The sequence below is a fragment of the Streptomyces sp. NPDC051555 genome (genome assembly GCF_044454405.1).
In the GTDB taxonomy this organism is placed as follows: Bacteria; Actinomycetota; Actinomycetes; order Streptomycetales; family Streptomycetaceae; genus Streptomyces.
The window spans coordinates 899818-915381 of record NZ_JBITDP010000002.1; the positions used below are offsets into that span (position 1 = coordinate 899818).

A 15564-nucleotide genomic window follows, 5' to 3' on the forward strand; every position below is an offset into this window, starting at 1 on the left:
CGTGACTGCCAAGCCCCGCATCCCCAATGTCCTGGCCGGCCGCTACGCCTCCGCGGAGCTCGCCGTCCTGTGGTCCCCCGAGTACAAGGTGACGCTGGAGCGGCGGCTGTGGCTCGCCGTGCTGCGCGCCCAGAAGGACCTCGGTATCGAGGTGCCCGACGCGGCCCTCGCCGACTACGAGCGCGTCCTGGACCAGGTCGACCTGGCCTCCATCGCCGAGCGTGAGAAGGTCACCCGGCACGACGTGAAGGCCCGGATCGAGGAGTTCAACGCCCTCGCCGGTCACGAGCACGTCCACAAGGGCATGACCTCCCGCGACCTCACCGAGAACGTCGAGCAGCTCCAGATCCGGCTCTCCCTGGAACTGGCCCGTGACCGCACGGTCGCGGTGCTGGCCCGCCTGGGCAAGCTGTCCGCCGAGCACGCCGAGCTGGTCATGGCCGGGCGCTCCCACAACGTCGCGGCGCAGGCCACGACCCTGGGCAAGCGCTTCGCGACCGCCGCCGACGAGCTGCTCGTCGCCTACGGCCGCCTGGAGGACCTGCTGGAGCGCTACCCGCTGCGCGGGATCAAGGGCCCGGTCGGCACCTCCCAGGACATGCTCGACCTGCTCGGCGGCGACACCGCCAAGCTGGCCGACCTGGAGCAGCGCATCGCGGGCCACCTCGGCTTCGCGCACGCCTTCACCTCGGTGGGCCAGGTCTACCCCCGCTCGCTCGACTACGACGTGGTCACCGCCTTGGTGCAGCTCGCCGCCGCCCCGTCCTCGATCGCCAAGACCATCCGTCTGATGGCCGGGCACGAGCTGGTCACCGAGGGCTTCAAGCCCGGCCAGGTCGGCTCCTCCGCGATGCCGCACAAGATGAACACCCGCTCCTGCGAGCGCGTGAACGGCCTGATGGTCATCCTGCGCGGCTACGCCTCGATGACCGGCGAGCTCGCGGGCGACACCTGGAACGAGGGCGACGTCTCCTGCTCCGTGGTCCGCCGGATCGCGCTGCCGGACGCCTTCTTCGCCTTCGACGGTCTGCTGGAGACCTTCCTGACCGTCCTGGACGAGTTCGGCGCCTTCCCCGCGGTCGTCGCCCGCGAGCTGGACCGCTACCTCCCCTTCCTGGCCACCACCAAGGTCCTGATGGGCGCGGTCCGCGCCGGCGTCGGCCGCGAGGCCGCCCACGAGGTCATCAAGGAGCACGCGGTGGCCTCCGCCCTCGCGATGCGCGAGCAGGGCGCCGAGCGCAACGAGCTGCTCGACAAGCTGGCCGCGGACGAGCGGATGCCGCTGGACCGCGCGCAGCTCGATGCCCTGATGGCCGACAAGCTGTCCTTCACCGGCGCGGCGGGCGACCAGGTCGCCGTGGTGGTCTCCCGCATCGAGGAGATCACCAAGCAGCACCCGGAGGCCGCGGGCTACACCCCGGGGTCGATCCTCTGACGCCCGAAGAGCTGGCCGCCGCCCGCGACCGCATCCTCCCGGATGTGGTCGCGGGCGGTTTGCGCGTGCTGTTCTGCGGGATCAACCCGGGCCTGTTGTCAGCCGCGACGGGCCACCACTTCGCCCGCCCCGGAAACCGCTTCTGGCCCGTCCTGCACCTGTCGGGCTTCACCCCGCGCCGCCTGGCACCCGCGGAGCAGGAGGAGTTGCTGACCTACCGGTTGGGCATCACCAACGTCGTGGCCCGGGCCACCGCCCGCGCCGACGAGCTCGACGCCGAGGAGTTCCGCGAGGGCGGCCGCCTCCTGACGGCCAAGGTGGAACTCCTGCGCCCCCAGTGGCTGGCCGTGGTCGGCGTCACCGCCTACCGCACGGCCTTCGGGGAGCGAAGGGCCCGGATCGGACCCCAGGAGCGGACCATCGGCGCCACCCGGATCTGGGCCCTGCCCAACCCGAGCGGTCTCAACGCCCACTGGACCGCCGACACCATGGCAGAGGAGTACGCCCGCCTCCGCCTGGCCGCCGAGGCGGACCACTGACCGCGCCCGACGCCCCGAGCCACACGGCCGCCTCCAGCCCCGCGGCCACCCCGGCCTCCGCCCCGGCCCCTCCGCTGCTCTTCCTCGACGTGGACGGCCCGCTCATCCCGTTCGGCGGACCGTCGCACGCGTACCCGACCCACCCGGCATGGCCCGGAGCCTCGGGAGAGGTCGTCACCCACCCGCTCCTGCACCGGCTCGACCCGCGCCACGGCCCCCGGTTGTCGGCCCTCCCGTGCACCCTGGTCTGGGCCACGACCTGGATGACCGACGCCAACACCCACATCGCACCACGGCTCGGCCTACCGCCCCTGGAAGTGATGCACTGGCCGGAGCCGTCCGCCACGGACGGACCGACCGAGCAGGACGAGCGGGCCGAGCGCTTCGGCCTCCACTGGAAGACCCGCGGGCTGGTGTCCCGGGCAGCGGGTGGGCCGTTCATCTGGGTCGATGACGAGATCACGGACACGGACCGAACCTGGGTGTCCGCGCACCACCCGGGCCCCGCCCTGCTCCACCGGGTAGACCCCCGCCGCGGCCTGACCGACGCGGACCACGCCGCCCTGACCGACTGGCTCGCCACCCCCTCGCGACCCGGCAAACCTTTCCGGCCACAGCACTAGGGAGGATCGATCACCGTGACGGCGGCCATCAGCTGTGGTGAGTGATCGGCTCCCCACTCGGCGACGTACACGACCACCCAGTGCTCCTCGACCCGCCACGCGTGCACGTGATCGGTCGTACCGCACATCTCCCCCCAGGGCTCCGGGACCTCCCCCTCTCCCTCTCCCGAGACCACCCTCGCCAGCAGGCTTCCCAGGTGGAACACCTGCTCCTCCCCCCAGCGCTCCGTCAACCTCATGGTGAGCGCTCCGTACTCGGCCGAGATCTGCTCGACCCCGGCTATCCGGTCGGCCGCGTCCTCATCGCCGTACCAGCGGCTCTCCCCCAGCTCCACGAGGTGGTAGCCCGGGCCGCTCCGCTCGGTCACCGATCTGCTCCGCGCCGCGGGGAACCCGCGCGTCCGGAGCCGGTCGATTGCCTCGAGGTGCGCTGCCGTCGTCATGTCGTCAGTATCCCCACGACCACTGACAAGTGGCCCGGCGTCACGCGTCCCGTCGGCTTACGGCGATCCCACCGGCCACCAAGGCGGCCACCGCCCACAAGGCCGTGACGCCCAGCCCGACCCACGGGCCGAGGTCTCCTTGCGGGTGGGTGCTCAGCACGAGCTGCCCCGCACGGTCCGGCAGGTACTGCCCCAGGCCACCCACGTGGTCACCGACGACGAACGGGACCAGCAGGACGAAGGGTATGAGCAGGCTCAACACAGCCGTCCCGCTGCGCAGTACCGCGGTCAAACCGGAGCGGATCGCTCCCGGGTCTCGCCACCTCGGACGGGCCGATCATCGCAGCCATGAGCACTTGGATGCCGACGGTTGCGGCGAGTATCGCGACGAGCGCCCCGAGGGTGCCGCGCAGCGACCGTATCTTGATCCATTCCGAGTGCAGGACGGGGACGGTGGGCAAGGCGCTGGCGGTCATGGCCGGTTCTCCAGTCGGTCGTTCGGGTGCATTCGCGTGTCCGGCGGTTCGGGGAGTCAGGGCAGTAGTGGTGGCGGCGGCAGTGCCGGTGGTGCCATTGCTGCAGTTCGAGCAGTTCGAGCAGTTGAAGCAGTTGGAGCCAGCGGTGTTGCTCCAGGTCAGCGCCCACCGGAGCGGGAGGCGAAAGGGGTCGCGTTCGCCGTGAGATCGAGGTAGGCCTGCTCCAACGAGGCACGCTCGTCGGCCAGCTCCAGGACGGGTATGCCTTCGCGGGCCGCGAGAGCGCCGATCCGCTCGGCCTGCGCGCCATCGACCCCCCTCGGCCTCCTCCATGGAGAGTCCGTCGGCGGCGAGGACCTCTCGCATGCGTCGAGGCTCCGAGGTGCGCAGCCGTACTCTCGGGGCGCTCCGCGCGTCGATGAACGCCTTCATCGACATGTCGGCGAGCAGCCTGCCCTGGCCCAGGACGACCAAGTGGTCCACGAACGTCTCGCTCTCCGACATCAGATGGCTGGAGAGCAGGACCGTCCGCCCCTCCGCCGCGAGCTGTCGGAGCAGTTCCCAGATCCAGATGATGCCTTCGGGGTCGAGCCCGTTCGTCGGCTCGTCCAGGAGCACCACCCCGGGGTCACCCCACAGCGCCGCGGCTATGCCCAGGCGCTGGCGCATCCCCAAGGAGAAGGCCTTGATCCGCCGCCCTGCCGCGGCGGCCACCCCGACCTCGTCGAGGACGTCGTCGACCCGACGGGCAGGGATGCCGTTGCTGACCGCAAGGGCGAGCAGATGGTCACGGGCCGTCCGCCCGCCGTGGGCCGCCTGAGGATCCAGAAGCACCCCGACGTGGTGCAACGGGTCGTGGAATTCGGTGAAACGCCGGCCGCCGATGGTGGCGGTGCCGGAGGTGGCCCGGTCCAGGCCCAGCAGGAGCCGCATCGTGGTCGACTTGCCTGCTCCGTTGGGTCCGAGGAAGCCGGTGACTCGTCCGGGCCGCACCTCGAAGCTGAGGTGGTCCACGGCCCGAGTAGCGCCGTACTCCTTGGTCAGTTCGCGGATCTCGATGTTCTTCATGTCTCAAGATTCGGCGTCGGGCCCTGGCCGATCCTCCCCCGTCAGGGGGGAACCCCTCCCCCGTGCGGGGGAGATGACCCGCTGCCTACACTCACCGCGTGAACACCATCAAGTGCACCCAGTGCGGTGTCGTAGGGCTCGAGCAGGGCTTCGTCGAGGACTCCGGAGAGGGCTCACGGGGGTACGCCCGCTGGATAGCCGGGGCGTTGGAGCGCGGGGTCTTCGGCGGGGCGAAGCGGCTGGGCCGGCAGCGGTGGCAGATCGACGCGTTCCGGTGTCCGCAGTGCGGCCACCTCGAGCTGTTCGCACGCAACCGCGTCTGAACCCCGCAGGGGGGGGCGCTCCATCTCTCCCCCCATCTCCCCCATCTCCCCGTCTCCCCCGTGCAGGGGTGCCCGTCTCCCCCGTGCGGGGGTGCCGGGCATGATCGGGCGGCTGCCACGATGACGGCATGTACCGAATGCTCCGTGCACCGTTGAAGGCGGTGACCTATACCCGCTGGTTACATCTGTGCGTGCCCACTCTCGTCGTGGCCGCGTGGATGTTCATCTACCCTGCCGCGCCGCTGATGCCCCTGCTCCTGGTGGCGCCGTTCGGCCTGGTGCCCTGGGTCCGCCTGTCCGAGGGCCTCCAGGCACGGTTCTTGCTCGCTCCGCATGACGAAGGAGGTCTCGCCAGCACGATCAGCGCGTCCCCTTCGGCTCATTGGGGCGATCGCTGGCGGACGGTGCTGTGGCTCGAAATACGGCTGGTGGTCTCGTCGGCGGCGCTGTTCTCGACCGTGTTCCTGCTGTCGGCCTCGGTCGAGCTGGGATGCGCCGCCTTCGGCCACCCTTCGGCGGATCCGTGGGTGCCGCTGGAGGTGCCGCGCTGGGTGTCAGCCGTCCTCGCCCCGGTGCCGCTGGTCCTGCTCGCCTCGACGGTCGTCCTCCTCGGCGAGATGATCACATCGATCGCCGGCCGCCTGCTCGGGCCGTCGGCCGCCGAGCGGCTCTCTGCGCTGGAGGAGCGGACCGAGCGATTGCTGGAGCGCAACCGGATGGCCCGCGAGCTGCACGACTCGATCGGTCATGCGCTGACCGTCGCGGTGATGCAGGCCGGGGCAGCTCGCGCGGCGGGCAGCCCGGAGTTCACGGAGCGGGCCTTGTGCGCGATCGAGGAGACCGGGCGGGCCGCGCTGGAAGATCTGGAGCGGGTGCTGTTGGTGCTGCGGGAGTCCGCGCAGCCGCCCTCGCAGCGGCCGACGCTCGCGGAGGCGGACCGGCTGCTGGAGTCGGCCCGGGCCTCGGGGGCGAGGGTGGAGAGCGAAGTCACCGGGCCTCTGGACCAGCTGCCCGGGCCGGTCACTCGTGAGGGGTACCGGATCCTGCAGGAAGCGCTGACCAATGTGCTGCGGCACTGCGGGCCGGTACCGGTCCGGGTGCGGGTGAAGGTGGCTGTCGGGCAGCTCGACCTGGAGGTGACCAACCCGCTCCCGAAGGGGCCGACCCTGATGTCGGGCAGCGGCAGCGGGTTGCGCGGGATGCGGGAGCGGGCCGCGCTGCTGGGCGGTGCGGCCGAAACCGGTCCGCACGAGGGCACTTGGAGGGTGCGCGCCCGGCTCCCGCTGGAGCGAATACGCTGACGGGATGCCCGTCACCGTGCTCCTCGTCGACGATGAACCCCTGGTGCGTGCGGGACTGCGCGCCGTCCTGGACGCCCAGCCCGACATCGAGGTCGTCGGCGAGGCCGCCGACGGGGCCGCCGTGATCCCGCTGGTCCGCCGGCTGCGGCCGGATGTGGTCGCGATGGACGTCAGGATGCCGTTGCTCGACGGGATCGAGGCCACCCGGGCCGTGCTCAAGAGCATCGACGACCCGCCGAAGATCCTTGTGGTCACGACCTTCGAGAACGACGAGTACGTCTACCGGGCCCTGCGCGCCGGGGCCGACGGGTTCCTCTTGAAGCGGGCCAGGCCCTCGGAGATCGTCCACGCGGTGCGGCTCGTGGCGGAGGGCGAGACCCTGCTCTTCCCGGCGGCGGTGCGCGCACTGGCCGCCGAGTACGGGAACCGGGCCGCTCGGAGCACGCTGGAGCGGGCGGCGCTGACCGAACGGGAGGAGTCCGTGTTGCGGCTGATGGCACGGGGGCTGACGAACGCGGAGATCGCCGGGGAGCTGTTCGTCGGCACGGAGACCGTGAAGTCCCATGTGAGTGCGGTGCTGGCGAAGCTGGGGGCGCGGGACCGGACCCAGGCAGTGATCATGGCGTACGAATCGGGGTTCGTCGCCCCGGCCTGAGAGAGGAGAGGAGGAATCGATTCCGGCCGATGGGGGGCCGCTTCTCGCCGTCACCCAGTGTGCGCAGTACGATCCGGCTGGACAAGCTCGCTAGCTGGGAGGACACACGTTGGGGCAGCTGACCGGCGGGGACCCCTCGCTGCTTCGGCGGATCAATTCCGCCGTGGTCCTGCGGGCGCTTCGCGCGGCCGAATCACCGACGCTCACCGATCTCACCCGACTGACGGGGCTCTCGCGACCTACGGTCGAGGGAGTCGTCGAGGGACTCATCGGCACCGGGCTCGTCATGGAGGCCGAGGCGGAGGAGGGCGCTCGCAGACAAGGACGGCCGGCCAGACGGTTCCGGTTCCGTGCGGAGGCCGGCCATCTGCTCGGGATCGAGATCGGCTCGCACCGGGTCGCGGCGCTGCTCTCCGGACTGGACGGACGGGTGATCGGGGCCGGTACCAAGGAGGTCGACGAGTCGGCTTCGGCCGACGAGCGGCTCGACCGGGTCCGGGCCACGGTCGCCGATCTGCTCCGGCGCGCCGGAGTACCGAGGGACTCCTTGCGCGCGGTCGGTGTCGGTAGCCCGGGCATCGTGGAGGCGGACGGCACGGTCCGTCTGTGCACCGCCCTTCCGGGCTGGACCGGGCTCCCGCTCGGCGAGCGGTTGCAGCGGTCCTTCCGCTGCCCGGTCCAGGTGGAGAACGACGCCAATGCGGCGGCGGTCGCCGAACACTGGAAGGGCACGGGACGGGACACGGACGACCTGGTGTTCGTCATGGCGGGCCTCAGCCCGGGTGCCGGTTCGCTGATCAACGGGCGGCTGCACCGCGGCTTCGGCGGCGCGGCGGGCGAGATCGGCGCGCTGCACCTGCTGGGCCGCGACGTGACGCCGGAAAGGTTGCTGTCGACCAACGGGGAACCTTTGCACCCGCTGGACGAGCAGGCCGTCGCCGCCGTGTTCGCGATGGCCAAGCGGGGTGACGAGGGGGCGATGGCCGCGGTGGAGCGGTTCATCCAGCGGTTGGTGCACGACGTCGCCGCGCTGGTCCTGGCGATGGATCCGGAGCTGGTCGTGGTCGGCGGCTGGGCCGCCGGGCTCGACGGGGTGCTGGATCCGCTGCGGCGGGAGCTGGAGCGGTACTGCCTGCGCCCGCCGCGCGTGGCCCTGTCCCTGCTCGGGGAGGCGGCGGTGGCGACCGGAGCCTTGCGGCTGGCGCTGGACCAGGCGGAGGAAGAGCTCTTCGCGGTGGAGAAGCCTGCCGCGCCGCGCGGCCGCGCCTGATACCGCGCCGAGTACGCCGCGAGGCGGCCCCTCGGAAGGGACCGCCTCGGGTGGTGCGGAGAGCGGGGTGGACCTGCGGGCGGGTGCCCGCCGGTCAGGAGGCGACGAGCGTCTCCGCGTGGTGGCTTATCCGGACGTCGCCCGAGTCCCCGAAGGTCAGCCGGCAGGTGTCCGCGCGGTAGGTCGCGACGGAGACGGCCGCAGTGCCCTCGGCCGTGAAGTAGTGGGTGGTGACCAGCAGCACCGGGGCCCCCGGCAGCCGGTCGAGCTCCTTGGCGTCGTCGGCGCGGGCCGAGCCGAGTTCCACGGACCGGTCCTGACCCTCCAGCGCCAGGCGCTGCAGCTCACGCAGCACGGCGCGGGCGCGGGCGGGTCCGGCGGGAGCGTCTATGCCGGAGAGACCCGGCACCGAGGAGCCGGGGACGTACAGCAGCTCGGCCGCGACGGCCTGGCCCTGGGTGGACCGGGTCCGGCGCACGGTGTGCACGGTCTGGTCGGTGCCGAAGGGGACGGCGGAGGCCGTGCCGAGGAGCTTGGCGACGGCGGCGCTGGGCAGGGTCTCGGCCGCGTCCACGAGCTGCCACCCGTCGACGGCCTCGCCGGGCCAGGCGTGCTGGGTGGTGCCGACGGCGACGCCCACCCGGGGCGGGGCCACGGTGGTGCCGACACCGCGTCGACGCTGGAGCCTGCCTTCGAGTTCCAGCTGTTCGAGGGCCTGGCGCAGGGTCGCGCGGGCGACGCCGAAGCGGGCGGCCAGGTCACGCTCGTTCGGCAGCACCTCGCCCACGGCGAAGTCCTGGTCGAGCGCCTCGCTGAGCACGGTCTTGAGGTGCCAGTACTTCGGCTCCGGCACCGATTCGAGCTGCGTGGTCCCCACCCTGACTCCTCCTGCCATCGCTGCAATCGCCGTGTTCCAGCGGCAGTTCCGCGCCTTTGTTTATTAAAGGTCCTTGCACTATCCCTGCGACGATAGGACGGCTCCCGGACTTGGTCAAGACCAATCCTCATCCCTATGCCGGGCATAACGGGTATTCGTATCAAGCCGTTCACAGGATGTTCTCGGCGCTCCCGGAGGCTTGTAGTCGGGTGCTACCGGGCGGTAATCATTACTGACAGCGAGTCTCACAGCCCTCACCGCCGCACCGGTCCACCACCGCACCCGAGGAGCAGCATGACCAGCACCGCCTCCTTCACCATCGATTCCCCGATCGGCCCCCGCACGACGAACGTCGCCTACGAGCGCAAGGGAGCGGGCGAACCGATCCTGCTGCTCCACGGCATCGGCCACCACTTCCAGGCGTGGCGCCCGGTCACCGACATCCTGGCCGCCGACCACGACGTCATCGCGGTCGACCTGCCCGGCTTCGGCGCCTCCGCACCGCTGCCGGAGGGTGTCCCCTACGACCTCGACACCGTCGCCCCCGCCCTCGGCGCCCTCTGCTCGGCCCTCGGCATCGAGCGCCCGCACGTGGCGGGCAACTCCCTCGGCGGACTGCTCGCCCTGGCCATGGGGCGCGTCGGACTGGCCCGCTCCGTGACCGCCCTCTCCCCCGCCGGATTCTGGAGCGACACCGAGCGCCGATACGCCTTCGGGGCGCTGCGTGCGATGCGGGCCGGGGCCCACGCCCTCCCGCTGCCCGCCGTGGAGCGGCTCTCCCGCAGCGCCGTGGGCCGCGCCGCGCTCACCGGTACCATCTACGCCCGCCCCGGCCGGCGCTCTCCCGAAGCCGTGGTCGCGGAGACCCTCGCCCTGCGCGGAGCCACCGGCTTCGACTCCACGCTGGCCGCCGGGGGGTCCGTACGGTTCACCGACGACGTGCCCGGGGTGCCGGTCACCATCGCCTGGGGCGACCGGGACCGGCTGCTGCTGCGTCGTCAGGGCGTACGCGCCAAGCACGCGATCCCCGGCGCACGGCTGGTCCGGCTGCCGGGTTGCGGTCACGTCCCGATGAACGACGACCCCGCGCTCGTCGCCCGGGTCATCCTCGACACGGCCCGCGCCGGACTCCCGGTCCCGGCCGTCGACTGACGGCTGTTCATCCACGGTTCGCGTGCGCGACGCGGGCGGGCCGGTGTGCCGGCGGCACACTGGTCCGGCCCGTGCGAGCCCGACCGGAACCCTGGAGACGCACCGATGCCGCACACCCGCCGGACCCTGCTCACCGGTTCGCTCGCGGCCTCCGCCGCGCTCGCCCTCCCGCTCGGCCCGGCGGCTCCGGCCTTCGCCCGGTCCGGGCGACCGAGCGCGTCGTGGGGCGCCCAGTCCGGTGAGGTCACGGAGGGGTCCGCGCTCGTCTGGACCCGCAGCGACCGCCCCGCGCGCATGTACGTCGAGACCTCGCCCACCGAATCGTTCCGCCGCGGGGTGCGCCGGCACCCGGGGCCGCTGCTCGGACCGGCCACGGACTTCACCGGCACCACCCCCCTGCGCGGCCTCCCGCCGGGCGCGGAGGTCCACTACCGCGTGGTGGTGGCCGATCCGGACGACCCGCGGCGCAGCGGCGAGCCCGTCTACGGCAGCCTGCGCACGACGCCCCTCTCGCGCCGCTCCGATGTCCGCTTCCTGTGGTCCGGTGACCTCGCGGGCCAGGGCTGGGGCATCAATCCGGACCTTGGCGGCTACCGCGTCTTCGACGAGATGCGCCTGCGCGACCCCGACTTCTTCCTCTTCAGCGGGGACACCATCTACGCGGACGGCCCGCTCCAGCCGAGCGTGACGCTGCCGGACGGTCGGATCTGGCGCAACGTGACCACCGAGGAGAAGTCGAAGGTCGCCGAGACCCTGGCGGAGTTCCGCGGGAACTTCCGCTACAACCTGCTCGATCGCCACCTCACCGCCTTCAACGCCCGGGTCCCGGTGATCGCCCAGTGGGACGACCACGAGGTGCGCAACAACTGGTACCCCGGTCAGCTGCTGGAGGACCCGCGCTACACGGTCAAGCAGGTCGACGTGCTGGCCGAGCGGGCCCGCCGGGCCTTCGGCGAGTACTTCCCGGGCCTCGCGATCGACCCCTCCACCCGCGCCGAGGGCCGGGTGCACCGGGTCGTGCGCCGGGGCCCGCTGCTCGACGTATTCGTCCTCGACATGCGCACCTACCGCAACGCCAACTCCCCGGACCGACAGGGCGCCGACCCCGTCGGCATCCTGGGCGCGGAGCAGTTGGCCTGGCTGAAGCGGGAACTCTCCCGGTCCCGCGCCACCTGGAAGGTGATCGCAGCCGACATGCCGCTCGGCATCGTCGTCGCCGACGGCGCGACCGACTTCGAGGCGGTCGCCCAGGGTGATCCGGCTACCCCGCTGGGCCGGGAACTCCAGATCGCCGAACTGCTGCGCCACATCAAGCACCAGCGCATCACCGGCACCCTGTGGCTCACCGCAGACGTCCACTACACGGCGGCCAACCACTACGCCCCCGAGCGGGCGGCCTTCCGCGACTTCGCTCCCTTCTGGGAGTTCGTGTCCGGACCGGTCGGCGCGGGCGGCTTCCCGCACGGACGGCTCGACGCGACCTTCGGCCCCGAGACGGCCTTCGTGCAGTCGGCGCCGGTGGCCAACATGTCGCCGGCCGAGAACCCGCCGTACTACGGAGAGGTGGAGATCGACGGGGCGAGCGGGGAGCTGACCGTTCGACTGCGCCGCCAGGGCGGCGACGTACTCTTCACCAAAACGCTCCAGCCGGGTCCGGTGGGCCAGTAGTCATGGGAGCGACGAGCCGGAAAACCGGGCGAAATCGATCGGATCGACACTTAACCAGTCGGTCACAAACCGTTCGTGATCACGCAACACCCCCGCGTCACAGTGGTGTGCATGACTGACCGCAGCCCCGCCACCGCCCACACTTCCCACCGCCCCCAGCGCGCCCATCACTGGCGCCACGACCTCGTCGAGCTGGCCGCGCTGTTCTGCGCCGTGGCGGTCGCCGACGCCTTGGCCAATCTCGTGGTGCACGGTCCGAGCGGGCCCGTGATGCTGGTGGCCTCGGCGGTCGCGCTCCTGGTCACCGCCGGGTTCCACACCTGGTGGGCCCGCCGCCACAGCCACGCGCCTCCCCCGGGCCAGGCGGCCCCCTCCGATACCGGCGCCCCGACCGGGGGCCGGGCCACGTCGTCGGAGCCCGCGCGTTCCGGCGCCGGTGCGCCGGACGCGGCGCCCGACCCGACGACCGCCGGCTCCACCGCGCTGTGGCGGATGCGCACGACCGTACGGGACGAACCCGGCAGCCTCGCCGCGCTGTGCACCGCGCTGGCCCACCACGCCGTCGACATCCTGACGCTCCAGACGCACCCGCTCCCCGAGGGCGGCACGGTCGACGAATTCCTGCTGCGCGCCCCGCAGGAGCTGGCCTCCGCCGAGCTGACCCGCGCCGTCGCCCGGGCGGGCGGCCACAGCACCTGGATCGAGCGCGCGGACGCCCACGACCTCGTCGACACGCCGACCCGGGTACTGGGGCTGGCCACCCGGACCGCCCTCGACGCCGCCGAACTGCCGCTCGCGCTGCGCCAGCTCCTCGGACGTTGCACGATCCACTCGATCCCGGCCACCACCCTCACCGGCCGCCCCAACGCGGCCGCCCACGCCCCGGTCGAGGGCGTGTTGGAGTCCACCACGATGCGGCTGCGCGACCCCTCGGGCGGAGCGATCACCGTCGACCGCCCCCACCTGCCCTTCACCCCGACCGAGTTCGCCCGCGCCCGCGCCCTGGTCGAGCTGGACGCCCGGCTCGGCCCGCGCGTCCCGCGCAGCCAGGACGTGCTGACCCTGCCCGAGGGCAACGAGATCACCGTGCGCCGCGCCGACGGCTCCGACCTGCCGGCCGCGCGCGCGATGCACGACCGCTGCTCCGAGCGGACCCTGAGCCTGCGCTACCACGGTCCGGTCGCCGACGCCGACCGCTACCTCGGCCACCTGCTGAGCCCGCGCTTCGGCCGCACCCTGGCCGCCACCACGGCCTCCGGCAAGCTGGTCGCCCTCGGCCACCTGCTGTGGGACGGGGACGAGACCGAGGTGGCGCTGCTCATCGAGGACGACTGGCAGCGCCGCGGCATCGGCTCCGAGCTGCTCGGCAGGCTCGTCTCGATGGCGGTCGAGGCCCGCTGCGACAGCGTGTACGCCGTCACGCAGGCCTCGAACACCGGCATGGTGGCGGCCATGCGCGGTCTCGGGCTCCCGCTCGACTACCAGATCGAGGAGGGCACCCTGGTGATCACGGCCCGCCTGGACACCGCCACGGTCGGCTCCGGGTCGACGTACCGGCAGCAGGCCGAGCAGCGGCCGTACGAGAGCCCGCGCCACCAGAACTGACGCGCGCGCCGGACTTCCGGCCCCCCCGGCCCCGGGTGGTGCATCCGCTCCCCCGGGGCCGGCGGCGTACCGGTGCGGAGCGGCACGGCACGACACCGGCACGACACCGCACCCCGTGGCGCGAAATCGCCCGTGCCGGCCGCGGATGCCCTTTCATGGAGGTGGACGCGGCACTCCGTTCCGGCCCGCGTCAGGCTGCTGACAGCGAACGGTAGTGACGCGGACGGGTCTCCCGTATGAAGATGTCCGCATGTCAGACACCCTCCACAGCGGCAACCAGCTGCCCCGCCAGGTCGCGGACGCGTACGTCGACGACCTCATCGCACTCGACCCGATCACCGGCACCTACCTCGGTGTCGCCGCGAGTTCCGCCAAACTCCCGGACTTCTCCCCCGCCGGTCGCGAGGCCTCCGCCGAACTCGCCCGCACCACCCTCGCCAAGCTCGACGCCGCCGAGCAGCTCCCCGGCGGCGACAGCGACGCCGAGCGCCGCTGCGCCCGTCTGCTGCGCGAGCGCCTGACCGCCGAACTCGCCGTGCACGAAGCGGACGAGGACCTGCGCGCGGTCAGCAACATCCACTCCCCGGTGCACAGCGTCCGCGAGGTCTTCACGCTGACCCCCGCCGACACGGACGAGGACTGGGCCGCGATCGCCGAGCGGCTGCGCGGAGTTCCCGCCGCCTTCGCCGGATACCGCGAGTGTCTCCAGCTCGGCCTCGACCGCGGCCTGTACGGCAGCCCGCGCCCCACCGCCACCTTCATCGGCCAGCTCGGCACCTGGGTCGGCGAGGACGTCGAGGGCCCCGGCTTCTTCGCCGACTTCGCCGCGGCCGGCCCCGCGTCGCTGCGGAGCGAGCTCGACACGGCCGTCGAGGGTGCGAACGCCGCCGTCGTCTCGCTGCGCGACTGGATCCGCGACGTGTACGCCCCCGCGGTCAAGGGCTCCCCGGACCCGGTGGGCCGCGAGCGCTACGCCCGCTGGTCGCGCTACTTCAACGGCACGGACCTCGACCTGGACGAGGCGTACGCCTACGGCTGGTCGGAGTACCACCGGCTGCTCGCCGAGATGAAGACCGAGGCGGCCAAGATCCTGCCCGGCGCCGGTCCCTGGGACGCGCTGCGCCACCTCGACGAGCACGGCACCCACATCGAGGGCGTCGACGAGGTCCAGGCATGGCTGCAGGGCATCATGGACGAGGCGATCGAGAACCTCGACGGCACCCACTTCGAACTCGCCGAGCGGGTCCGCAAGGTGGAGTCCCGGATCGCCCCGGCGGGCGGCGCCGCGGCGCCGTACTACACCTCGCCCTCCGAGGACTTCTCGCGCCCCGGCCGCACCTGGCTGCCGACCATGGGCCAGACCCGCTTCCCCGTCTACGACCTGGTCTCGACCTGGTACCACGAAGGCGTTCCGGGCCACCACCTCCAGCTCGCGCAGTGGACGCACGTGGCGGACCAGCTCTCCCGCTACCAGGCCACCGTGGGCATCGTCAGCGCCAACGCCGAGGGCTGGGCGCTGTACGCGGAGCGCCTGATGGACGAGCTGGGCTACCTCACCGATGCCGAGCAGCGCCTGGGCTACCTGGACTGCCAGATGATGCGCGCCGCGCGGGTCATCGTGGACATCGGCATGCACCTGGGCCTGGAGATTCCGGCGGACTCGCCGTTCCACCCGGGCGAGACGTGGACCGTGGACCTGGCGCAGGAGTTCTTCGGGCTGCACAGCGGCCGTCCGGCCGACTTCATCGAGAGCGAGCTGACCCGCTACGTCTCGATGCCGGGCCAGGCGATCGGTTACAAGCTGGGCGAGCGCGCCTGGCTGCTGGGCCGGGACAACGCCCGCGCCGCGCACGGCGAGTCCTTCGACCTGAAGGCCTGGCACATGGCGGCCCTCTCGCAGGGTTCGCTGGGCCTGGACGACCTGGTGGACGAGCTGTCGAAGCTCTGATCGCACGTCGATCGCACGTCGATCGCGCGCTGACCGCACTCCGGTCGGCCTATGACGACGGGCCGGGGGGCCCCCGCGGGGGGGGGCCGGGCCCGCGGGGGGGGGGGGCCGCGGGGGGGGGGGGCGCGCCCGCCGGCGGGGGGGGGGGGGGGGGGGGTGAGCGGGGCGGGCGCGGCGCCCG

The 15564-nt window shown here is 72.4% G+C and carries 14 protein-coding genes and 1 pseudogene; 11 read left to right on the forward strand and 4 right to left on the reverse strand.

The features are described from left to right. The first annotated feature begins 1 nt into the window (after nt 1). The 3 genes from purB to ACIBEA_RS07945 all read left to right on the forward strand — a co-directional run bounded on the left by purB (nt 2) and on the right by ACIBEA_RS07945 (nt 2597). On the forward strand, nt 2–1435 hold the full coding sequence (gene purB, locus ACIBEA_RS07935; RefSeq protein ID WP_399258941.1) for an adenylosuccinate lyase: 1434 nt from the start codon (nt 2–4) through the stop codon (nt 1433–1435). Beyond that, nucleotides 1432–1974, forward strand: coding sequence for a G/U mismatch-specific DNA glycosylase (gene mug / locus ACIBEA_RS07940; protein ID WP_399259071.1), 543 nt, complete (start codon nt 1432–1434; stop codon nt 1972–1974). Before purB ends, mug begins: the two co-directional genes overlap by 4 nt. A gap of 89 nt (nt 1975–2063) precedes the next feature. Further along, complete coding sequence (locus ACIBEA_RS07945; RefSeq protein WP_399258942.1) at nt 2064–2597, forward strand: hypothetical protein; 534 nt, start codon at nt 2064–2066, stop codon at nt 2595–2597. Here ACIBEA_RS07945 and ACIBEA_RS07950 read toward each other — a convergent pair. From ACIBEA_RS07950 to ACIBEA_RS07960, 3 genes and pseudogenes are all read right to left on the reverse strand, one after another. Then, nucleotides 2594–2965, reverse strand: coding sequence for a hypothetical protein (locus ACIBEA_RS07950; RefSeq protein ID WP_399258943.1), 372 nt, complete (start codon nt 2963–2965; stop codon nt 2594–2596). The two genes, ACIBEA_RS07945 and ACIBEA_RS07950, sit on opposite strands and share 4 nt — an antisense overlap. A gap of 115 nt (nt 2966–3080) precedes the next feature. Further along, nucleotides 3081–3299: a hypothetical protein gene (locus ACIBEA_RS07955; RefSeq protein ID WP_399258944.1), complete on the reverse strand. Its 219-nt coding sequence runs from the start codon at nt 3297–3299 to the stop codon at nt 3081–3083. 375 nt (nt 3300–3674) lie between these two features. After that, a pseudogene (locus ACIBEA_RS07960) lies at nt 3675–4584 on the reverse strand (ABC transporter ATP-binding protein). 98 nt (nt 4585–4682) lie between these two features. On the opposite strand from ACIBEA_RS07960, the gene ACIBEA_RS07965 reads away from it, so the two are divergent. The 4 genes from ACIBEA_RS07965 to ACIBEA_RS07980 all read left to right on the forward strand — a co-directional run bounded on the left by ACIBEA_RS07965 (nt 4683) and on the right by ACIBEA_RS07980 (nt 8133). Continuing rightward, complete coding sequence (locus ACIBEA_RS07965; RefSeq protein ID WP_399258946.1) at nt 4683–4907, forward strand: hypothetical protein; 225 nt, start codon at nt 4683–4685, stop codon at nt 4905–4907. A gap of 128 nt (nt 4908–5035) precedes the next feature. Further along, nucleotides 5036–6208: a sensor histidine kinase gene (locus ACIBEA_RS07970; protein WP_399258947.1), complete on the forward strand. Its 1173-nt coding sequence runs from the start codon at nt 5036–5038 to the stop codon at nt 6206–6208. Nucleotides 6209–6212: 4 nt separating this feature from the next. Further along, the gene (locus ACIBEA_RS07975; protein WP_399258948.1) at nt 6213–6863 is read left to right on the forward strand and encodes a response regulator; all 651 of its coding nucleotides are present in this window, start codon (nt 6213–6215) and stop codon (nt 6861–6863) included. A gap of 109 nt (nt 6864–6972) precedes the next feature. Then, nucleotides 6973–8133 carry an ROK family transcriptional regulator gene (locus tag ACIBEA_RS07980; protein WP_399258950.1) on the forward strand — a complete coding sequence of 387 codons (1161 nt, stop codon included), beginning with the start codon at nt 6973–6975 and terminating at the stop codon, nt 8131–8133. Nucleotides 8134–8227: 94 nt separating this feature from the next. Here ACIBEA_RS07980 and ACIBEA_RS07985 read toward each other — a convergent pair whose 3' ends face one another. Next, entirely contained in the window at nt 8228–9010 is a 783-nt protein-coding gene (locus tag ACIBEA_RS07985; RefSeq protein ID WP_399258951.1) for a GntR family transcriptional regulator, read from the reverse strand. Between the two features lie 294 nt (nt 9011–9304). Here ACIBEA_RS07985 and ACIBEA_RS07990 point away from each other — a divergent pair, with 294 nt between their 5' ends. From ACIBEA_RS07990 to ACIBEA_RS08005, 4 genes are all read left to right on the forward strand, one after another. Next, nucleotides 9305–10162 (forward strand): alpha/beta fold hydrolase, encoded by an 858-nt coding sequence (locus ACIBEA_RS07990; RefSeq protein WP_399258953.1) that lies wholly within the window; start codon nt 9305–9307, stop codon nt 10160–10162. Nucleotides 10163–10267: 105 nt separating this feature from the next. Further along, the gene (locus ACIBEA_RS07995) at nt 10268–11830 is read left to right on the forward strand and encodes an alkaline phosphatase D family protein (RefSeq protein WP_399258954.1); all 1563 of its coding nucleotides are present in this window, start codon (nt 10268–10270) and stop codon (nt 11828–11830) included. Between the two features lie 111 nt (nt 11831–11941). After that, nucleotides 11942–13435: a GNAT family N-acetyltransferase gene (locus ACIBEA_RS08000; protein ID WP_399258955.1), complete on the forward strand. Its 1494-nt coding sequence runs from the start codon at nt 11942–11944 to the stop codon at nt 13433–13435. A 250-nt stretch (nt 13436–13685) separates the two neighbouring features. Then, nucleotides 13686–15383: a DUF885 domain-containing protein gene (locus tag ACIBEA_RS08005; protein WP_399258956.1), complete on the forward strand. Its 1698-nt coding sequence runs from the start codon at nt 13686–13688 to the stop codon at nt 15381–15383. Nucleotides 15384–15564: the final 181 nt, after the last annotated feature.